The 19887-nt window shown below is 61.6% G+C and carries 22 protein-coding genes and 2 tRNA genes; 16 read left to right on the top strand and 8 right to left on the bottom strand.

Annotation, left to right across the window (positions count from 1 at the left end):
- The first annotated feature begins 3 nt into the window (after positions 1 to 3).
- Positions 4 to 76: transfer RNA gene (locus SB659_RS16705), tRNA-Asn, on the top strand.
- Positions 77 to 123: 47 nt separating this feature from the next.
- On the opposite strand, the gene SB659_RS16700 is transcribed toward SB659_RS16705, so the two are convergent.
- The 3 genes from SB659_RS16700 to SB659_RS16690 form a co-directional block, all read right to left on the bottom strand.
- Positions 124 to 531, bottom strand: coding sequence for a hypothetical protein (locus tag SB659_RS16700; protein ID WP_410551122.1), 408 nt, complete (start codon positions 529 to 531; stop codon positions 124 to 126).
- 59 nt (positions 532 to 590) lie between these two features.
- Entirely contained in the window at positions 591 to 782 is a 192-nt protein-coding gene (locus SB659_RS16695; RefSeq protein WP_284979909.1) for a hypothetical protein, read from the bottom strand.
- A gap of 65 nt (positions 783 to 847) precedes the next feature.
- Positions 848 to 2077, bottom strand: coding sequence for a multidrug effflux MFS transporter (locus SB659_RS16690; protein WP_284980059.1), 1230 nt, complete (start codon positions 2075 to 2077; stop codon positions 848 to 850).
- 169 nt (positions 2078 to 2246) lie between these two features.
- On the opposite strand from SB659_RS16690, the gene SB659_RS16685 reads away from it, so the two are divergent.
- The 6 genes from SB659_RS16685 to SB659_RS16660 all read left to right on the top strand — a co-directional run bounded on the left by SB659_RS16685 (position 2247) and on the right by SB659_RS16660 (position 7494).
- Positions 2247 to 3095 carry a phage holin family protein gene (locus tag SB659_RS16685; RefSeq protein ID WP_284979910.1) on the top strand — a complete coding sequence of 283 codons (849 nt, stop codon included), beginning with the start codon at positions 2247 to 2249 and terminating at the stop codon, positions 3093 to 3095.
- A 44-nt stretch (positions 3096 to 3139) separates the two neighbouring features.
- Positions 3140 to 3763, top strand: a complete 624-nt coding sequence (locus tag SB659_RS16680) for a CDP-alcohol phosphatidyltransferase family protein (RefSeq protein ID WP_410551120.1) — start codon at positions 3140 to 3142, stop codon at positions 3761 to 3763.
- Complete coding sequence (locus SB659_RS16675; protein WP_284979913.1) at positions 3763 to 4668, top strand: DMT family transporter; 906 nt, start codon at positions 3763 to 3765, stop codon at positions 4666 to 4668. Before SB659_RS16680 ends, SB659_RS16675 begins: the two co-directional genes overlap by 1 nt.
- 109 nt (positions 4669 to 4777) lie before the next feature.
- The gene (locus tag SB659_RS16670; protein WP_410551119.1) at positions 4778 to 5974 is read left to right on the top strand and encodes a glycosyltransferase; all 1197 of its coding nucleotides are present in this window, start codon (positions 4778 to 4780) and stop codon (positions 5972 to 5974) included.
- Positions 5975 to 6057: 83 nt separating this feature from the next.
- Positions 6058 to 6134, top strand: a tRNA-Ile gene (locus tag SB659_RS16665).
- 169 nt (positions 6135 to 6303) lie between these two features.
- Complete coding sequence (locus tag SB659_RS16660) at positions 6304 to 7494, top strand: acyl-CoA dehydrogenase family protein (protein WP_410551118.1); 1191 nt, start codon at positions 6304 to 6306, stop codon at positions 7492 to 7494.
- A 31-nt stretch (positions 7495 to 7525) separates the two neighbouring features.
- On the opposite strand, the gene SB659_RS16655 is transcribed toward SB659_RS16660, so the two are convergent.
- Positions 7526 to 8026, bottom strand: coding sequence for a M23 family metallopeptidase (locus SB659_RS16655; RefSeq protein ID WP_410551117.1), 501 nt, complete (start codon positions 8024 to 8026; stop codon positions 7526 to 7528).
- A gap of 392 nt (positions 8027 to 8418) precedes the next feature.
- Here SB659_RS16655 and rpsB point away from each other — a divergent pair, with 392 nt between their 5' ends.
- The 6 genes from rpsB (at position 8419) to SB659_RS16625 (ending at position 13301) form a co-directional block, all read left to right on the top strand.
- Positions 8419 to 9285: a 30S ribosomal protein S2 gene (rpsB, locus tag SB659_RS16650; RefSeq protein ID WP_284976530.1), complete on the top strand. Its 867-nt coding sequence runs from the start codon at positions 8419 to 8421 to the stop codon at positions 9283 to 9285.
- Between the two features lie 121 nt (positions 9286 to 9406).
- Positions 9407 to 10243: a translation elongation factor Ts gene (tsf, locus tag SB659_RS16645; RefSeq protein WP_284976531.1), complete on the top strand. Its 837-nt coding sequence runs from the start codon at positions 9407 to 9409 to the stop codon at positions 10241 to 10243.
- A 120-nt stretch (positions 10244 to 10363) separates the two neighbouring features.
- Complete coding sequence (gene pyrH, locus SB659_RS16640) at positions 10364 to 11101, top strand: UMP kinase (protein WP_284976532.1); 738 nt, start codon at positions 10364 to 10366, stop codon at positions 11099 to 11101.
- 101 nt (positions 11102 to 11202) lie between these two features.
- Positions 11203 to 11760, top strand: a complete 558-nt coding sequence (gene frr / locus SB659_RS16635; protein WP_284976533.1) for a ribosome recycling factor — start codon at positions 11203 to 11205, stop codon at positions 11758 to 11760.
- Entirely contained in the window at positions 11760 to 12695 is a 936-nt protein-coding gene (locus SB659_RS16630) for a phosphatidate cytidylyltransferase (protein WP_410551116.1), read from the top strand. The genes frr and SB659_RS16630 overlap by 1 nt, the downstream gene beginning before the upstream one ends.
- 21 nt (positions 12696 to 12716) lie before the next feature.
- Positions 12717 to 13301, top strand: a complete 585-nt coding sequence (locus SB659_RS16625) for a DivIVA domain-containing protein (RefSeq protein WP_284976535.1) — start codon at positions 12717 to 12719, stop codon at positions 13299 to 13301.
- Between the two features lie 8 nt (positions 13302 to 13309).
- Here SB659_RS16625 and SB659_RS16620 read toward each other — a convergent pair whose 3' ends face one another.
- The 4 genes from SB659_RS16620 to SB659_RS16605 form a co-directional block, all read right to left on the bottom strand.
- Positions 13310 to 14329, bottom strand: a complete 1020-nt coding sequence (locus SB659_RS16620; protein WP_410551115.1) for a PHP domain-containing protein — start codon at positions 14327 to 14329, stop codon at positions 13310 to 13312.
- A 74-nt stretch (positions 14330 to 14403) separates the two neighbouring features.
- The gene (locus tag SB659_RS16615; protein WP_410551114.1) at positions 14404 to 15003 is read right to left on the bottom strand and encodes a hypothetical protein; all 600 of its coding nucleotides are present in this window, start codon (positions 15001 to 15003) and stop codon (positions 14404 to 14406) included.
- 38 nt (positions 15004 to 15041) lie between these two features.
- On the bottom strand, positions 15042 to 15449 hold the full coding sequence (locus tag SB659_RS16610) for a DUF4383 domain-containing protein (RefSeq protein WP_284979920.1): 408 nt from the start codon (positions 15447 to 15449) through the stop codon (positions 15042 to 15044).
- A gap of 135 nt (positions 15450 to 15584) precedes the next feature.
- Entirely contained in the window at positions 15585 to 16055 is a 471-nt protein-coding gene (locus tag SB659_RS16605) for an Lrp/AsnC family transcriptional regulator (RefSeq protein WP_284976539.1), read from the bottom strand.
- A gap of 195 nt (positions 16056 to 16250) precedes the next feature.
- On the opposite strand from SB659_RS16605, the gene pdhA reads away from it, so the two are divergent.
- From pdhA to SB659_RS16590, 3 genes are read left to right on the top strand one after another with little or no spacing between them, the layout of a single operon-like run.
- Positions 16251 to 17444 carry a pyruvate dehydrogenase (acetyl-transferring) E1 component subunit alpha gene (gene pdhA, locus SB659_RS16600; RefSeq protein WP_410551113.1) on the top strand — a complete coding sequence of 398 codons (1194 nt, stop codon included), beginning with the start codon at positions 16251 to 16253 and terminating at the stop codon, positions 17442 to 17444.
- Positions 17444 to 18454 carry an alpha-ketoacid dehydrogenase subunit beta gene (locus tag SB659_RS16595; protein ID WP_284979921.1) on the top strand — a complete coding sequence of 337 codons (1011 nt, stop codon included), beginning with the start codon at positions 17444 to 17446 and terminating at the stop codon, positions 18452 to 18454. The genes pdhA and SB659_RS16595 overlap by 1 nt, the downstream gene beginning before the upstream one ends.
- Positions 18451 to 19884 carry a dihydrolipoamide acetyltransferase family protein gene (locus SB659_RS16590; protein ID WP_410551112.1) on the top strand — a complete coding sequence of 478 codons (1434 nt, stop codon included), beginning with the start codon at positions 18451 to 18453 and terminating at the stop codon, positions 19882 to 19884. Before SB659_RS16595 ends, SB659_RS16590 begins: the two co-directional genes overlap by 4 nt.
- The last annotated feature ends 3 nt before the right edge of the window (positions 19885 to 19887 follow it).

Genomic DNA, 19887 nt, shown 5'->3' with positions numbered 1-19887 from the left:
CATTCCTCCGTAGCTCAATTGGCAGAGCATTCGACTGTTAATCGAAGGGTTACTGGTTCAAGTCCAGTCGGAGGAGCAACCGAACCCCGTACCGGCCCAGGCTGGTGCGGGGTTCTCCTTTTCCTACACGAAATCCATCTCTACTTGCAGGAAGCGTGCGGCTTCGCCAACCGCTGCGAGGAAAGCCTCTTGTTCAGTGGGGGGAGTCCTCGGGTCGCGTGGATGCCATTCATGGGGTGCGGAGTGCACCCGGGTGAATCCGCCACCTGGTGGGGCGTAGAAGATGCCAAACCGCTGTACGGGCCACTCAGGTGAGGTTTCGGGCGCAACCAACAACGCGGCGTCGGTCTCGGGGTTGTACCACTGGGCGATGGGCCGCCGTCGATCATCCATGAACAGGCCGGCCGCGTAGAGGGCCGCCGACTGGGCGCTGGTGACCGAGCACAACCGGTCCCACCACAGCGGCAGGATGCGTTCATCCCGTCGCTGCCAAGGGGATGGAAGCGGCTGCAGGTCTTGCCATGAGGGCACGAGGCAATTTTATCGCCGGGCGTGGGTGCAGGAAAGGGGTGGACGAGCTTGGGGAAGAGTTAGTCGCGGTTCCAAGGACCCGGGTTGACGCGGTACAAAAGGGCGGCCCCGATGACGGCCCCCAATGCCGCCCCGAAGGGCGCTGCGCCTACCGTCCGGCCCAACAACGCACCGGCAATTGCTCCCAACATGGCGCCGAGGAAAAGGCCCCTGCCGTTGCGGTGCGGTTTCTTCATCGACTTCTTGGTCATCGACCCAGCCTACGGGTTCGGCTGCCCTGTTGAGGGGCTCGGGGGAGTGAACTGGGAGACGGGACTTAGTGGATGGAGGGGACGGTGCGGGGGCGGACCACCAACCACAGTGCGGCCATGGAGCCGGAGATGCAGACTGCTTGGACGGCCCCCATCGGAACTGCGGAGCCGACGCCGAGCCAACCCACCACCGGCGGGACGATCCCGGCCATCAGGAACTGCGCCGCGCCCAGCAAGGACGCGGCTGTCCCTGCTTGCGCACCATGCTTGGCCAAGGACAGGACCTGGACGCAGGGGAACATGAATCCGGTGCAGCAGATGTAGAACCACAGTGGAATGAGGATGCCGAAGAGGCCGGCATGGACAAGATCCAGGCCGACAATCAGCAGGGCCATGAGCAACATGGCAGCGGTTGCCCCAGCCACGATCCACTGTGGTGCAACCCGCCGTATCAACCGTGAACTGATCTGTACCCCGGCCACGATGCCCAAGGAATTGACCCCAAAAAGCAATCCGTATTGCTGCGGCGAAAAGCTGTAGACGTTTTGGAACAGGAATGTCGACGCCGAGAGGTAGGCAAATAAGCCACCGAAGTTCAAGCTGCCAACCATTAGCATGCCTACAAAAATGCGGTCAGTCAGCACCGACTTATAGCGTTGCCGAACGGTGGCCGTGGACTTGCCCCGTTTCTCTGCCGGCAGCGTTTCCCTGATGAGGAAGATCGCGGCAATGATCACCAGGAAGCCGTAGCAGGCCAGGAAAACAAAGATGCCGGGCCACGCGAAGATCAGCAGCAGCTGGGAGCCGATGATGGGCGCGAGGATCGGTGCGAGTCCATTGACCAACGACATACGGGAGAACATGCGAACCATCGCGTACCCGTGGAAGAGGTCCCGGACCATGGCCATTGCCACGACGCCACCACCTGCGGCGCCGATCCCCATGAGCACCCGGAAAAGGGAAAGCAGGCCGATGTCCGTGGACAAGGCGGCCCCCAGGGATGAGCCGATGTGGACACCGGTGGCCAGAATCAGTGGAAGGCGCCGCCCAAACTTGTCACTGAAAGGCCCCACAACCAACTGACCCAGCCCAAAGCCCACAGTGGTGCCTGTCAGGGTTAGCTGAATAGCTGCCGCTGAGACGTCAAAGCTCTTCTCCAACGCCGGGAATGCGGGGAGGTAGAGGTCCACGGTGAAAGGGCCCAAAGCGGTGAGGGCGCCCAACAGGACAATGTACACAAGCTTTTCGCGTCGGCTCAGGGAATCGCCTGGGGCGATGGAGGAGGTCACGAAGATCAATTCTATGGCCCACATCATATTTATTAGCGGCAGCGATGGCGCGGCGCGGTTACAAGGCGAAAGTTGAAGAAGAACCTCAGTGATAGCTTTGTGGACAGGCGTGCGGGGAATAAACCCTCCGCGTTCGCCCGACACGATGCCCAGAGGAAGCAGTTAGGCGGAACCCATGAGTGGACGTCATACCGGCAGGACCAGCCAAGGACCAGCCATTCGTACTTTGCCGAAGACCCTCAAGCTGGTTGCACGGCTGGCCCCGCGGCAAATCAACGACGAAATTGCTTTGGCCAAGGTGGAGCTCAAGCGCAAGGCGACCCAGCTTGGGGTCGCCGGAGCCTTCTTTGGCGTGGCGCTGGTTTTCCTGGCGCTATTGGTCATTGCTCTCGTTGCGGCCGCGATCCTGGCCCTTGCCACCATTATGCCGGGCTGGCTTGCGGCTTTGATTGTTGCAGCCTTTTTCCTGGTGATTGTGGCAATCGCGGGTTTGATAGGTCTGGCACGGTTCAAGAAAGCAATGCCCTTGATTCCGGAGGACACCATCCGGGGTATCAGGCACGATCTCGGAATCGCGAAAGAAGGGTCCGCATTCGACGCGTCGATCCTCGATCCGAATTCGCCCGCCGCCAAGGCAGCTAAGGCTGAGAAGGAAGCTGCCGCACAAAAGGCCAAGGCGGAAAAAGCAGCCAAGGAATCGACCAAGGAAGCGGATGCGGTCAAGGCCCCCACTGAGGCCGAATTGCGTTCCCGCTTGACCAGGCGCCGTGAGCACTTGACGGGTGTTCGTGACGAGCTCGGAGAGCAGCTGGACGTCAAGACGCAGGGACGGGCCTTGTGGGAGAGCGCCAACGGCAAGTTCCAGGAGGGCAGGGAATTTGCGGGCGCACGGATCTCCGGCCTCGGAGACTCGGTTCCCGGCGGCCTCTCGGCAAGAATTGCTGCCCGCTGGAAGGACCTTGCGGCCTTCGTAACTGCCGCTGCGGTCTTCATCGTTGCCGTGAGGAAGTTGCTGAAAAAGTAGTCACGTCCCGCTGCGGTGCACATTCAGGAAGAAAGGGGGACAGGATGAAATTGATTGGAGCCGGTTCTCGGCCCGGCCGTCCCCAAGTGGACCACGACTTCATCTTCACGGTCCCCAACCTTCTTACCGTGCTCCGATTCATGGGCGTCCCGCTGTTCATGTGGCTCGTGCTGGCCAGGCAGGAGTACGGGTTCGCGGTGTTGGTTCTGGTCCTCATGGGCAGCACGGACTGGGTGGACGGCTACATTGCGCGTCGTTTCAACCAAACGTCCAAACTGGGCCGGATCCTCGATCCGCTGGCGGACCGCGCGGCGCTCCTGGCGGTGGCAGTCACCTTGGTGATTGCCGGCGTCGTGCAGTGGTGGTATCTCGCCGCGCTCATGGTGCCGGACGCTGTTCTTGCCCTGGCGTCGCTGCTCTATTTCCATGGACATCCCGACCTGCCGGTGAGCATTGTTGGCAAGATCCGTACGGCGCTGTTGTTGCTCGGCACCCCGCTTTTGGTCCTGTCCAAAATGCACCTCGCGTTGACGGACGTCTATTTTGTTGCCGCGTGGACGTTCCTGGGCTTGGGGCTGGTGGGGCATTGGATCGCCGCCTACAACTATTTCTGGGCTATCCTGCGCAAGGGTAAAGACTTGAAAAACGACGACGAAGGGCCCCGCTGATGGTGTGGCTGGCGGTTTTCCTGGCCGTCCTCGGAGCCTTTTTCCTGGCCATCGGGGCACAACGGCAAGGCAGTGCCGTGAAGGCAGACACAGGTGGCCTGGCACTGAGCTCCAATGGCTTCCTTCGGCTCCTGCGTAATCCCCGCTGGATGCTTGGTCTCCTCTTCTTGTGCCTGGGAATGGTGATGAACTCCATAGCCCTTGTGTCCGCGCCGCTGACTGTCGTCCAACCGATCGGGGCCATTGCCCTTGTGATCACCACGGTGGTCAACGCCAAGGACCAGGGCCTGAGTATCAACCGTGCAACCGTGGTGGCCATCAGTACCTGCGTCACGGGCTCTGCCCTCTTTGTGCTGTTGGCCGTTTTTGTCACCCAGGAGAACCACCACGTCAGCGGCGAGGACGAGCTGACCATCGTGTTGTTGTTGGCTTTGGCCGTGGGGATCTTTGGCAGCTTGGCGGTGTTGTTCAAGCACCGGCTGAGTGCTTTTGTGTACATTGTGGGCGCAGGCGTCCTGTTCGGATTCGTTGCCGTACTGACCCGCATCATCGGCAAGCATCTTCTCGATCCCAACGGGCTGTTCCTGCTCAACGTGCAGTGGTACACCGTCATTGCAATCATCGCAGCCGGGGGACTGGGCTCGTGGTTTGTCCAGAGCGCCTATTCGGGCGGGCCGCCGGACTTGGTCATTGCGGGATTGACGGTCATCGATCCCATGGTGGGCATTGCCATTGGCATCATCATCCTTGGTGAGCTTCGTCCCGATGTGCACGCCGTGATGGCGATCGCCATGGCCGCTGCCGCTTCGCTTGCTATCGTGGGGGTTATTACCTTGAGCCGCCACCACCCGGAAGTCACCAAGCGCAGGAAAGAAGCGAAGGCGAACTCCGGTCGGAAGGCCTAGGGCAAAGCAGCACCTTGCGCCCCCGCCCTGCGCGGATCGGCAAATCGGCGACACCTCAGCATTACCACCATCAATGCTGTCCGCACCGTGACCATCAGGAGTTCTCTACGTGACCATTCCCGACACCGCCCAACCCCTCACCTTATTGATTGCGGCTGATACATATCCTCCGCACGTCAACGGGGCTGCCCAGTTCGGCTACCGCTTGGCCAAGGGGATGACGGCCCGAGGACACAATGTGCACGTCTTGGCGTGCCGGCCGGACACGGGCAAGAGTTTCACTGAGTTCCGCGATGAGGCCACGGTCCATCGACTCCGCTCGCACGGCGTGTTCACACACGAGTACTTCCGCATTTGCTTCCCTTGGGAAATCAAGAAGGAAATCAGCCTCCTGTTCGACAAAGTGCAGCCGGACGTGGTTCACATCCAAAGCCACTACATGATCGGCGAGCAGGTTCTTTACGAGGCCGTAAAGCGAGGCATCAGGGTGGTTGCCACCAACCACTTTATGCCCGAGAACCTGAATCCGTTTTTGCCCTTCCCGCAGTGGTTCAAGGACATTGTGGGCCGGATCTCCTGGAAAGACATGGGCAAGGTCATGGGCAAGGCGGACGTCGTCACCACCCCCACCCCACTGGCTGCCAAGGCGATGCACCAGCACGCTTTCCTTCGCAAAGTCCTGCCCCTGTCCAACGGGATCGACTCCTCGGCTTACGAACTCCAGCCCGGAGAGACGCTTGAACCGCACAGCCATCCCACGGTTCTGTTTGCAGGCCGCCTTGCCGAAGAGAAGCACGTCAATGTGTTGATCGATGCAATCGCCAAGACACCACGGGACCTCAACGTCCATCTGGAAATCGTCGGCGGGGGCGAGGTCCGTCCTGCCCTTGAAGCCCAAGTGGCCAAGTTGGGGCTACGGGACCGCGTCAGGTTCCTCGGACTGGCCAGCGATGACGAACTGCGCGAGGCGTACATCAAGGCGGATATCTTCTGCATGCCCGGGACGGCCGAATTGCAGTCTTTGGTCACCCTTGAAGCGATGTCCGCGTCCACCCCCGTGTTGTTGGCCAACGCCATGGCCCTTCCGCATCTGGTCCGCGATGGAGAGAACGGCTACCTGTTCACCCCGAATGACAGCAACGACCTGTCCGCGAAGATCACCATGCTCGTTGAACTGCCGGAGGACCAGCTCAAGGCCATGGGAAAGCTCAGCCGCGAGATGGTGGAACCGCACAGCATCAACAGCACTCTTCAAACCTTCGAGGACCTCTATCGCGGTGCCTCGTACGAAGACATGGTGGTGTGACCGGAGCACTGCCCGGCAGCCATTAGTATTGCTAGAGTGCTTTGCCCACTACCGTGATTAAGCGGTGGCTGGGCGGGTGCCTAGGGGCTATAGCTCAGCTGGTTAGAGCGCGGGACTCATAATCCTAAGGTCCTCGGTTCAAGTCCGAGTAGCCCTACCAGATCCGGATCGTCCCCCTTCCCTGCGTATGCGTGGGAAGGGGGACGTTTTTGTGTCCGGCCATGTGGTGCCGCTCCAAGCGACGTCCATTGCGGGAAGACGTGCATCTGCGATATGTTACTGACCAGTAACTTTCCCTGTGGTCCCTTGCCACCCTTGAAGGAGCGAACATGTCCAACGCTGCATTCGACGCCGCCACCCTCCCGTATGCCGACGGGGACTTTTATGCCTTTGAGCAGATGTTGACGGGCAAGGAGCGCGATCGGCTCGCCGAGGTGCGCGAATTCCTGGCCCGTGAGGTGACCCCCATCGCCACTGACTGCTGGAACCGGGGCGAATTCCCCATGGATCTCATTCCCAAGCTTGGTGAGCTGGACCTTGTCAGCCCCGTGCGCCGCCAGGGATTCTCCAACTTGTTTGCCGGCATGCTCCACGCCGAGGTCACCCGCGCTGACGCGTCGATAGCCACCTTCATGGGTGTTCACGACGGCCTCTTTACCGGCTCGATTGAGGCGCTGGCGTCCCAGGAACAAAAGGATGCCTGGCTGCCGGACATCTACTCCTTGAAGAAGATCGGCGCCTTCGGCCTGACCGAGCCGTTGGGTGGTTCGGATGTCGCTGGCGGAACCCGGACCACGGCGCAGCGGGACGGTGACAGTTGGATCCTCAACGGCGCCAAGCGTTGGATCGGCAACGCAACTTTCTCGGACTGGGTGGTCATCTACGCCAAGGACGTGGCCGATAACCAGGTCAAGGCGTTCCTGGTGGACACCTCACTGCCTGGTTACTCGGCCAGCAAGATCGAGAACAAAATCTCGCTGCGCACCGTGCAGAACGCCGACATCACCTTGGACAACGTGGTGGTGCCGGACTTCTGCAAGCTGGCCAACGCCAACAGTTTCCGTGACACCAACAAGGTCCTCAAGGTGACCCGCTTGGCAGTTGCGTGGCAAGCGGTGGGACTTCAGATGGCCGCCTTTGACGTCGCGCGCCGGTACGCCGTTGAGCGTCAGCAGTTCGGCCGGCCGTTGGCAGCATTCCAGCTCGTGCAAAACCAACTGGTGCAAATTCTCGGTCACACGGTGGCCTCCACCGGGATGATGGTTCGCCTCGCCCAGCTTGAGGATGCCGGCGTTGCCAAGGACGAGCAGTCAGCCCTTGCAAAGGCATTTGCTACCGCTCGCATGCGTGAAAGCGTAGCCCTCGGACGCAGCATCCTTGGCGGCAACGGCATCGTCACGGACTATGGGATGGCGAAGGTCTTCGCCGACGCCGAGGCCATCTACTCCTACGAAGGCACCCACGAGATCAATACCTTGGTGACAGGGCGAGCCATCACCGGCGTTTCCGCGATTGTCTGACGTAACGGCGAAATCCAAGGCCCCGGCTGGATCATCCCAGCGGCAGCAGTATGGAGGGGCGCATGTCCTGCACCAAGTCCAAAGGATTGACGTACTCATCGCCGCGTCTCACCCCCCAATGCAGGCATGGACTGCTGCCGCAGTGCCCGGAAACCGGCTCAGTGGAACCTATTAGCTGTCCTTTGCTGACAGGATCGCCAGGCTTGAGATTACTGGTCACTGGCTCAAAACTGCTCTTGAGGCCATTGCCGTGGTCAATGGTAAGGACTGACCGATCGACGACGACGCCGGCAAACGTCACCACGCCGTCCGCAGGCGCGGTGACGGGTTCGCCGTCGAGCACTTGCCCCAGATCCACGCCGCGGTGCCCGCTCAGCCACGGTTTGTCCGGCGGATCAAAGGTCCGCAGAACCGCAGGTTTGGGCGAGAGTGGCCAACTCCAATGTTCCCCCGGAGGGTGCACCGGACTGGACGGGCCCGCCGTGATGGCAATGGCGAGGAATGCGGACAGTAGAGGCTTCAAGAGGAGCATCTGACAAGCCTTCCGCCTAGGCGCCCGCACCGCGATCCCGACCCTTGGCTATGTGGACAACGCCAAGGGTCGCGCGGTCAGATGGAGGGGGTCGCTGTAGTACACTTGTTGGAGCAGTTTGCTGTGCCCTCAAGCTTGTTCAGGATCGTGTCTCATTCAGATATGCGAGGGCGCCGAACTGACTACGCGTATCCAGCCCTCCACGAGCGAAGCCAACAAACTTCAGGCTGCGGAGGATTGCGCCTCCTGCGGTCCGGTTATCCGGATGGGAAGTGCAATGGATGCCAGGAGCCGCGCCCGTCCGGGTAAGGCTAAACAACCGTCAACTATTGGCAGGGTAAGAGCAGCCCCATGGGCGCTCTCATGAATGACCTGCCGGAAGGAGCGTCGGCATGCCCGTCGTAACTATGCGCCAGCTGCTTGACAGCGGCGTCCACTTTGGACACCAGACCCGTCGTTGGAACCCGAAGATGAAGCGCTTCATCTTCACGGAGCGCAACGGCATCTACATCATCGACCTCCAGCAGTCGCTGTCCTACATTGACCGCGCTTTCGAGTTCGTCAAGGCTACTGTCGCCCACGGCGGCACCGTCCTGTTCGTCGGCACCAAGAAGCAGGCTCAGGAAGCAATTGCCGAGCAGGCTACCCGCGTTGGCCAGCCCTACGTCAACCAGCGTTGGTTGGGCGGTATGCTCACCAACTTCCAGACCGTTGCCAAGCGCATCCAGCGCATGAAGGAACTCGAAGAGATCAACTTCGAGGACGTCGCAGGCTCCGGTTACACCAAGAAGGAGCTCTTGCTCCTCAAGCGTGAACTCACCAAGCTCGAGACCAACCTCGGCGGTATCCGCAACCTGACCAAGGCCCCCTCGGTCCTCTGGGTTGTTGACACCAAGAAGGAACACCTCGCCGTTGACGAGGCCAAGAAGCTGAACATCCCGGTTGTTGCCATCCTGGACACCAACTGCGATCCCGACGAAGTCGACTTCCCGATCCCGGGTAACGACGACGCCATCCGCTCCGTCAACCTGCTGACCCGCGTTGTTGCCGACGCCGTTGCTGAGGGCCTCATCGCCCGTAACCAGCGCGCAACGGGCACCACCGAAGCTCCGGAAGAGCCGCTGGCTGAATGGGAGCGCGAGCTCCTTGAAGGCAGCAAGGCTGAAGAAGCTCCGGCCGAGGCACCTGCCGCAGAAGCACCCGCAGCAGAAGCTCCCGCGACCGAAGCCGGCGCTGGCGAAGCCGAAGCCGCGAAGTAAATCTTGACCTTCCCTGGTGCCGGTAATGGCTTCAGGGGCAACTGACAGGATGGCAGCTCACCTTGTGGGCAGCCGTCCTGTCAGTCCGTAAACACACAAATTTCTAGACAGAGGGGTTCCCATGGCGAACTACACTGCTGCTGACATCAAGGCCCTGCGCGAGCGCACCGGCGCTGGCATGATGGACGTCAAGAAGGCTCTCGACGAAGCCAACGGTGACGCCGAGAAGGCCATCGAGATCATCCGCATCAAGGGCCTCAAGGGCGCTACCAAGCGCGAGGGCCGCTCCACCGCAGAAGGCCTGGTTGCTGCCAAGGTCAATGGTGGCGTGGGCGTCATGATCGAGGTCAACTGCGAAACCGACTTCGTTGCGAAGGCTGACAAGTTCATCCAGCTGGCGGACAAGGTCCTCAACGTGGCTGTCGAGTCCGGCGCTGCCGACCTCGAAACCCTGCTGGCCACCGAGGTTGACGGAAAGCCGTTGTCCGAGGTTGTCATCGAAGAAGGCGCCGTTCTGGGCGAGAAGGTCGTCGTTCGCCGCATTTCACGCGTCGAGGGCACCACCGTTGATGCCTACCTGCACAAGACCTCCAAGGACCTCCCGGCCCAGGTTGGCGTTTTGTTCGCAGTCGACGGCGAAGGTGAAGCCGCTACCACTGCTGCGCACGATGTCGCTGTCCACGTTGCAGCCATGGCGCCGAACTACCTCACCCGCGAGGATGTTCCGGCTGAATTGGTTGAGTCCGAGCGCCGTATCGCAGAAGAGACCGCCAAGGCTGAAGGCAAGCCCGAAGCAGCACTTCCGAAGATCGTCGAAGGCCGCGTAACTGGCTTCTACAAGGGTGAAGTCCTGGTTGACCAGGCGTTCGCCAAGGATTCCAAGAAGACCGTTGCACAGGTCCTCGAAGAAGCCGGCGTCAAAGCAACCGCAGTATCCCGTTTCCGCGTCGGAAACTAGCACGTTATGAGAAGGGGTGGTCACTTCGGTGGCCGCCCCTTTTTCATGCAACCGTCCGGTCAATAACTACCCGGGCCATCAGCACGATAACCTAGCCAGAGTCCACCAACGGGAGGCACCATGGAAACCGTCAACACTGCAATCCACCCCGAGAAGACCCGGCGACGTGTACTTCTGAAACTTTCCGGCGAAGTAATCGGTGGCGGCAAGCTCGGCGTCGACCCCGAAACCGTCCGGGCCATCGCCAAGCAGATCGCCGCGGCCGTGTCCGACGTCGAGGTGGCAATCGTCGTCGGCGGGGGTAACTTCTTCCGCGGTGCCGAACTGTCCCAGAGCGGCATGGACCGCTCACGCGCTGACTACATGGGCATGCTGGGCACGGTCATGAACTGCCTCGCCCTGCAGGACTTCCTGGAACAAGCCGGTGTTGAGACCCGGGTCCAAAGCGCCATCACCATGGGCCAGGTAGCCGAGGCGTACATTCCGCGCCGTGCCATCCGCCACATGGAAAAAGGCCGCGTGGTCATCTTCGGCGCAGGCGCCGGTTTGCCTTACTTCTCCACCGACACCGTGGCCGCCCAGCGCGCCCTCGAGGTGCACGCTGACGAGGTCCTCATGGCCAAGAGCGGCGTGGACGGCGTCTACACAGCGGATCCCAAGAAGGATCCAGCAGCAGAAAAACTCGATGTCCTCAGTTACGACGAAGCGTTGCGCCGCGATATCAGGGTCATGGACCAGACCGCGATGACCATGTGCAAGGACAACAACCTTTCCATGGTGGTCTTCGGCATGGAAGGCGAGGGCAACGTCACCCGCGCCATCCTGGGCGAAACGCTGGGAACCCGGGTAAGCCCCTAGCAAGGGCTAGGATATTTCTAGGACCGTCCGCCCCTCGTGGCGGCGCTTTAATGTGCAGTGCCGCTTCCAGCCAGGCGGCGACTAATTTTGAGGAGACACCCGTGATCGAAGAGACTTTGCTCGAAGCCGCCGAGAAGATGGACAAGGCGGTGGAGGTCGCCAAGGATGACTTCGCGACGATCCGCACGGGTCGGGCCAACCCCGGTCTCTACAACAAGGTCATTGTTGAGTACTACGGCACGCCCACCCCGCTCCAGCAGTTGGCCTCCTTCGGCGTTCCGGATGCACGGACCATCTTGATCACCCCCTACGACAAGACCGCGCTGCGGGACATCGAAAAGGCCCTGAGTGACTCTGAGGTTGGCGCCAACCCGTCCAACGACGGCAACGTTATCCGCGTGACAATCCCTGAGCTCACCAAAGAGCGCCGCAAGGAATACGTGAAGATCGTCAAGGGCAAGGGTGAGGACGCCAAGGTCTCCATCCGCAGCATCCGCCGCAAAGCCAAGGACACCTTGGACAAGCTTGTTAAGGACGGCGAAGCGGGCGAGGACGACGGCGCCCGCGGCGAGAAGGAACTTGACGCCCTGACCAAGCAGCACGTCGACAGCATCGACGAGCTGCTCAAGCGCAAGGAAGCCGAGCTGCTCGAGGTCTGATGAACCAGGCTGAGCCGGCGCCCGCAGAGCGGGCCCCGACACGCGATAGGCCCCGGCGTGCCAAGCGGCCACGGGAGAACCCCACGCCGAAGGCGGGCCGGAATCTTCCGGCGGCCATCGGCGTCGGACTCGCCATGCTCGTGGCGGTCCTGGGTGGATTGCTGTTCCTTCCCCTGGGCTTCGTCCTGGTGACCACGGCCTTCGCAGTATTTGGGGTGTGGGAAGTCTTCCGGGCCCTGCAGGCCCAAGGCACCCGGCTACCGATCATCCCGGTTATGGTAGGGACACTGGTGATGCCGGTCTCGGCCTACTTCGGGGGCTTGGAAGGCCTGCTGTTTACCATGACGGCCTGCTCCGTAGCAGTGCTCGTTTGGCGTTCGGTGGAGAGTGCCGCAGGGGCGCCGCGGAGTGTTTTCGCCGGGGTTTTCACCTTGGCGTGGGTCCCTTTCCTGATCAGTTTCGCAGCACTGCCGCTCCATGCCACCGGAGGTGCGACGCCGATCGGCTTGTGGCCGAGCGGTATACCGCAAGGTGCTTGGCAGATCGCGACTCTCCTGCTGCTCGTGGTTTCAAACGACACTTTCGGCTACATCGTGGGTGCTTCGATCGGGAAGCACCCCATGGCGCCTAAGATCAGCCCCAAGAAGTCCTGGGAAGGCTTCGCGGGATCCGTGGGTGGTGCCATGGTGATTGGTGTCCTTGCTTGTATTTTCCTTCTCGACAAACCTTGGTGGGTTGGCTTGGTGCTGGCCCTTGGCATGGTCGCCGCCGCAACTGCGGGGGACCTTGCTGAGTCCATGGTCAAGAGGGAATTGGGGGTCAAGGACATGAGCAGCATCCTGCCAGGCCACGGGGGCGTCATGGACCGGTTGGACTCCATTGTTTTTGCGGCCCCCGTAGCTTATGTTTTGTTCGCGCTGCTCAGCGGCGTATGAGAACCCGATGAAGGATAATTAGTGTCCGTGGATATTCGACGCCAGATTCCCGCAACTTTCAATCGCGTGGAGCGCAGCAAATACGGCTACAACGCCAAACAAGTGGATGACTTCCTCAGCCGCGCCAAAACGTCGTTCGAGAATCCAGTAGGCGCCCCCGGCCACGTTGCCAGTGCAGACGTCCGTGCGGTTGCCTTCGACCCCGTCAAGGGTGGTTACGACGCCCACACCGTCGATGCAGCCCTGGATCGACTGGAGGACGCCTTGGCCCGCCGGGAACGCGACGACCTGATCGGGAAAGAGGGCGAAGAAGCCTGGCTGCGCCAGATCGGCAAGCTATCGGGAATCCTGCGAGGCAGGCTCCACAGGCCCGACGGCGAACGGTTCCGCCGCCCGTCACACAAGCGGGCCCGCAGTTACAACGTCCAGGACGTTGACGCTTTGTGCGCAGAATTGGTCGGCTACCTCGAAAACGATCAGACCCTGAGCGTGGATACCGTGCGCAGGGCCGTATTCCGCGCGGCCCGTGGCGCCGACGGCTATGAGGAAGCCCAGGTGGACGCGTTCCTGGAGCGCGTGGTGGAGCTGATGGCGGCCATCGACTAGCGATCGGGCTACTTTTTGAGGCTGAGCCATTCCGTGAGCTGCTCCAGCGGCCAGGTGGTGACAATCCGTTCCTTGGGCACTCCAAGCGCCTCTGCCCGCTCGGCGCCGTATTGAAGGAAGTCGAGCTGACCGGGAGCATGGGCGTCGCTGTCGATGCTGAAGAGGCACCCGGCGTCGAGCGCTAGTTTTATCAGGTTATCGGGTGGGTCCTGCCGCTCGGGCCGTGAATTAATTTCGACGGCGACACCCCATTCGGCGCACTCGGTGAACACCTTGGCGGCATCGAACTCCGACTCCGGCCGTGTACCCCGGGATCCCTGGACGAGCCGCCCGGTGCAATGGCCCAGCACATTGGTGTGTGGATCCCGGATGCCACCCAACATCCGCTGGGTCATGGTTTGCCTGTCCGCGCGCAGCTTGGAATGCACGCTGGCGACCACGACATCCAGGCGGGCCAGCATTTCCGGCGTTTGATCCAGGGTGCCGTCCTCGAGGATGTCCACTTCGATGCCCTTAAGCAGCCGAATGTCCTCCAGCGATGCGTTGATCCCTTCCACGATGCCAAGCTGCTTCTCCAGCCGCTCGACGCTCAGCCCGTTGGCGATGGTGAGGTTGGGGGAGTGGTCCGTGAGCGCGAGGTATTCCCGGCCCAGTGTGCGGGCTGCGGCGACCATGGCTTCGATGGGTGAGCCGCCGTCGGACCAATTGCTGTGGCTGTGCAGGTCCCCGCGCAGCGCTGTCCGCAAAGTACCGCCACCAGCGGCCAGTGCTTCCTTGCCGCGCTCCCGCAGGTCGGCCAGGTAGTCCGGAACGGCGTCGGCCATAGCCTGGGTGATGACCTCACCGCTGCGGGCGCCCACGCCTTTAAGACTGGTCACCCGCCCGGCGTCGACCAATCTCCGCAGTTCTTCCGGGGCGAGTTGATGTATCGCATCTGCCGCTTTGCGGAAGGCCTGGACCTTGAACGACGGGGCCTGGCTCCGTTCGAGCCAAAAGGAAATTTCTTCGAGCGCCTCAATAGGATCCATGGGTCCATGATCCACGAACCGCGGCCGCCATCAAGAGAAGGCGGGGCTGGCGGTGCGCCGGACAGGGGCCGTCGCTAGTGGTGATGTCCCTGATTCAGGGTGAGATTCGTGTTCTGTGCCGGTGCCGGAGCTTGGCCGTGCTCTCCATGGGGAACAGCATGCTGTCCCGCCAAAGATGCGGCCAACCCGGGCGTCGCCACGGACGAAACAACGACGGCGGCGCCGAACGCCGCTGCCAGGAGTCGCCCACTCCGCGGCGGTGCGCCTGCACCGCCGTCGTTGGTCTTGTGTTGCCGCCGGAGCCACCCTGTGCCGGCAAGTGCCATGAGCACCAACCCGAACGCAGCAAGATCACTGACGCTCATGAACTTGGGAACAGAGCCCAAGCCAGTCGCTATGGCGGCGACATGGCCGACGGCGGCAAGGGTCAATGCCGGTGCGGCGTAACGGGTCAGGACCAATGCGTTCCGATGGAGCCCCCAGAGGGCCCACATCAGGAAGCACAGCCCTGCCAACAGGGTTGCCGCACAGGCAACGACGAGGCCGGGAGTGGGGGCGGATTGCCCAGTGAGGTATCCGGCAGCCAGGGAGAACTCAACCAGCCCGGCCGCCATGGCCGCGAAGTAGATGAAAAGCAATACTGCCGCTTTGACTGTTGGGCGTTGGTACTCCATGGTGCCGCTCCCTTCCGGTTCTCTGGTGGTGCGGCTGATCAGGCGCGGGCTGTTGCGACTGTTGCTTTGTCCTGTGACAGGGCGACTCCGAGAAGGAGGACGGCGCTTGCAAGGTGCAGCACGTTGTCCGCGCCGTTCAGGGCAATGATGTTCAGTGAGGTTCCCACGAGGAACAGGCCGAGGATGCCCACCAGGAGGTAGACCCCGCCGATAGTTGTGTTGACCGACTTGGCGGCGGTAACGCCGTTCATTCCGGAGTAGAGGAGTGCCGCACCGATAGCCAAGTGAATGATGTTGTGGAGCGGGTTCACATCAAAAATGATCAAGGTGGCACCCTTGGTTGCGAAGAAGCCGGTTCCGGATGTGACGAAAAACCCGAGCAAACCTACCAAGAGGTAGACGGCTCCGAAGACGGTGGCGATCAAGCGGTTGGGCGACGTGCGCATTGGTCCAAACCTTCCCATGACGGCCGGTTGACCGGCCATTTCTGCTGAGCCCCGGACGGGACTCTCAGCAGTGATTCGGACCATTGATCGCGGTGGATGGGTGGAAGCCGGATTTATTCTGTTTCCTTGGCGACCTCAGGCCTGCGAGCCTCGCCCTAACAGGGGTTGAACGCGGTAAGGGATCATCTCACGCATGGCCAGCGCCGTATCCGTGCGGTCCACTCCATCGCAGGCAAGGATCTTCCCGTTGATGCGGAAGAGGTCTTCGGCATCCAAGGCGACCACGCGCAGCAGCAAATCCGCGGATCCGGTAAGCCCGAACCCTTCGAGAATTTCCGGGATGTCGGCCAGGTCCTGGGCCAGCGAGGCCAGCTTTTGCTGCTGGACGTGTACAGAAATGAATGCGGTCAGGGGATAGCCGAGGGCTGCCGGATTGATCCGTCGTTCGAAGGATAGGAAGGCGTGTTTCTTCTCCAACTGTGCCATGCGGGCCTGGACGGTGTTTCGGGACAGCCCAAGCTTCTGCGCCAGGGCCACCACCGTCCCCCGAGGGTCTTTGGCCATGGCTGAAAGGAGCCGGGTATCAGTGCCATCCAAAGGTTGCATAATGCGCAAGATTAGCACGGTGGAGGCATCCATTACCGTGCGTGATGATCAATTTTTCCATCGGTAGTTGTACCCGATGCTGGTTGTGAGTAGGGTCACAAATAACTCCGGTGAAGGCGCCGGAGGGCCGATCTGCGGCAGGATCACAAGTCCCGCCAACGCCGGCAAAACCGAACCGGAAGGGTGCGATCACCTGTGTTAACGGATCAGGCGGGCAATCGGGCGCAAGGGTACGCTCCGACCCCGGAAACCCCAGGCAATGACGCTCGGAATCCACTGCGGACCGGTGGCGAGCTGCTTCAGCTGGTCTCACCGAAGGGCGAACGCATCAGTCATCCGGAGTTCGACGTCTGGGTCAAGGACGTTGGGGATGAACAGCTGTGTGGCCTGTACGAGGACATGACGGTCATCAGGCGTATCGACGCCGAGGCCACAGCCCTTCAGCGGCAGGGGGAGTTGGCCCTTTGGCCGCCACTCCTCGGCCAGGAAGCGGCCCAGATCGGTTCCAGCCGTTCACTGCACGACGACGACTTCGTCTTTCCCAGCTACCGCGAAAGCGGTGTGGCTTACGTACGCGGTGCGCATTTGAGCGAAATCAGCAGGGTATGGCGAGGCAACTCGTCCTACGGTTGGGATCCCCAGCGCATCAATATGGCAACGCCCCAAATCATCATTGGCTCGCAGAGCCTGCACGCTGCCGGATATGCCATGGGAGTCCAGCTCGAGGGCGCCACTACCGCTGTGATCGCGTACTTCGGAGACGGCGCCACGAGTGAGGGCGACGTCAGCGAAGCCATGGTTTTCGCTGCCAGCTACCAGGCTCCAGTGGTATTTTTCTGCCAAAACAACCACTGGGCCATATCGGAACCTGTCCGCATCCAATCGCACATCGAATTGGCCGACCGGCCCAACGGCTTCGGCATTCCCAGCATGCGCGTTGACGGCAACGATGTGTTGGCCGTGATGGCCGCGACCCGCGTTGCCCTGGATAGGGCGAGGAAGGGTGGTGGCCCCACGTTCATTGAGGCCGTTACCTACCGGATGGGTCCGCACACCACCGCTGACGATCCCACCCGGTACCGGGATCCGATCGAGTTGGAGGACTGGGCTGCCAAGGACCCGATTGTTCGGCTGCGCAAGCTCCTGGAAACCAAGGGGCTGCTGACGGACAGCGTGGAAGCAAAGGTTAAGGCCAAGGCCGACGCCGTTGCCGCTGAGTTCCGTTCCAGCTGCATAGGAATGCCGGACCCCAAGCCGCTGGAGGTCTTCGACCACGTCTACAGCACGCCCAACTCCTGGATTGAACGCCAAAAAGACCACTACACGCGGTATTTGAACAGTTTCGGCCAGGGCGATGCAGCCCAGCCAGTCCAGGAAGGTGGACGCTGATGTCCAAGCTCACATTCGCCCGCGCCATCAACGCCGGCCTGCGCAAATCGCTCGAGGACGATCCCAAAGTGGTTCTCTTGGGCGAAGACATTGGCTCCCTGGGCGGGGTATTCAGGGTGACCGATGGTCTCCAGAAAGACTTCGGCAAGCACCGTGTCATCGACACTCCCTTGGCGGAGTCCGGCATCATCGGTGCTGCGGTCGGGCTGGCGTACCGAGGATTCCGACCGGTATGCGAGATACAGTTTGACGGTTTCATCTACCCCGCGTTTGACCAGATCGTCAGCCAGGTCGCCAAGATGCATTACCGTACCCAAGGCCGCGTCAAGATGCCGATCACCATACGCGTCCCATTTGGGGGAGGGATCGGTTCACCGGAACATCACTCGGAATCTCCGGAAGCCTACTTCACCCACACGTCCGGACTGCGCGTGGTGGCAGTGTCCAACCCGCAGGATGCGTACACGATGATCCAGCAGGCCATCGCCTCCGATGATCCGGTTCTCTACTTCGAGCCCAAGCGGAGATACCACGACAAGGGGGATGTGGATGAGGCTTTGGACCTTTCCCGCGCCCTGTCCTTTGAGCGGGCCGCCGTCGTAAGCGCCGGCAAGGACGTGACGTTGGTCGCCTACGGCCCGCTGGTCAAGACAGCCAAGGACGCCGCGCTTGCCGCAGCCGATGAAGGCATTTCCGTTGAAGTCATTGACCTGCGGTCCTTGGCACCTGTTGATTACCCGCTGGTTGAGGCATCGGTGCGCAAGACCGGTCGATTGGTCATTACCCATGAAGCGGGGCAATCGGGCGGCCTGGGCGCGGAAATTGCGGCGAGCATCACGGAGCGCTGTTTCAATTACCTCGAGTCCGCACCTGTCCGCATCACCGGCTTCGACGTCCCGTATCCGTACTCGAAGCTGGAAATGCACCATTTGCCGGACCTGGACAGGATTTTGGACGGCGTTGACCGGGCGCTGGGGCGCCCCAATTCATTGAGCGGTTTGGAAGGATGAGCGCCACCATGATCAAGGAATTCAGGCTGCCGGACTTGGGAGAAGGTCTGACCGAGTCGGAAATCCTGAGTTGGAAGGTGGCCGTAGGGGACACGGTTACCCTCAACCAGGTCATCGCGGAGGTGGAGACAGCCAAGGCGGTAGTGGAACTGCCCTCACCGTTCGCCGGTGTGGTGGCCGCACTCCACGAGCAACCGGGAACAGTGGTGGAGGTCGGCAAGCCCATTGTCTCCTTCGAAGTGGATTCCGCTGAGGGCGGCTCCGCCCAAGCTGACACCAACGAACACGACGACGGCGACGGCGGCGAAGTGCCCACCGCGGCAGCCAAACGCGAGCCGAACCTGGTGGGATACGGTGCAGTCCTGGAAAACACCGGGCGTCCTACGCGGAGGGCCCGGGGACAGGTGGCCCCAGCCCAGTCGCCGGTGTCGGCTTCGGTGCCAACGCAAGTGCCTGTGCCAGCCCGAGCCGAAGTACCAGCCCGAGTCGAAATACCAGCCCGAGTCGAACCCACAGTTGCCTTGGAATCAGCGGGTGCCGAGCGCCCGCGCTCCACGCCGCCGGTTCGCAAGCTCGCCCGCGATTTGGGCATCGATTTAAGCGCGGTGCAGGGTTCCGGGCCCGGCGGCCTCATCACCCGGGAAGACATCCAGCAGTACACGGACGCTGAAGCCTCGCAGAAAACCGGGCAGGGAACGGCCACCCAAGCCTCTCCCGCCAGGCAGGGCGAGCGGGAGACGCGGACGCCCATCCAGGGTGTCCGCAAATTCACCGCCGCAGCAATGGTGCAGAGCGCTTTCACTGCCCCGCACGTAACCGAGTTCCTCACAGTTGATGTCACGGCGACCATGGAGCTTTTGGCCCGCCTGAAGGGCAGTAAGGCCTTTGAGGGCTACAAGCTGACGCCCCTGACCCTCGCAGCCAAGGCATTGCTGGTCGCGTTGCAGAATAACCCGTCGTTGAACTCACGGTGGGATGAGGCCAACCAGGAAATCATCCAATTCAACTACGTGAATCTGGGTATTGCCGCCGCGACGCCGCGAGGCCTCACGGTTCCGAACATCAAGGATGCGGACCGCCTGACGCTGCGGGAACTCTCCGCGGCACTGACTGACCTGACGGACACGGCCCGTTCCGGAAAAACCCAACCGGCGGACCTCTCCGGCGGCACCATCTCCATCACCAACATCGGCGTCTTCGGCATCGATGCGGGGACTCCCATCCTCAATCCCGGCGAAGCTGCGATCCTTGCCTTGGGAAGCGTCCGGAAAGCGCCTTGGGTTGTGGAGGACCAGGTCGTGGTCCGCCAGGTCATGTCCCTTAGCCTGTCCTTCGACCATCGCCTGGTCGACGGGGAACAGGGCTCCCGGTTCCTGGCTGATCTCGGCACCATCCTGGCCGACCCGGCCATGGTGTTGACCATGATCTAGCCT

The organism is Arthrobacter sp. SIMBA_036, from assembly GCF_046535135.1.
In the GTDB taxonomy this organism is placed as follows: Bacteria; Actinomycetota; Actinomycetes; order Actinomycetales; family Micrococcaceae; genus Arthrobacter.
Note: the sequence above shows the minus strand (reverse complement) of the source record. Positions and strands in the feature narration are given on the sequence as shown.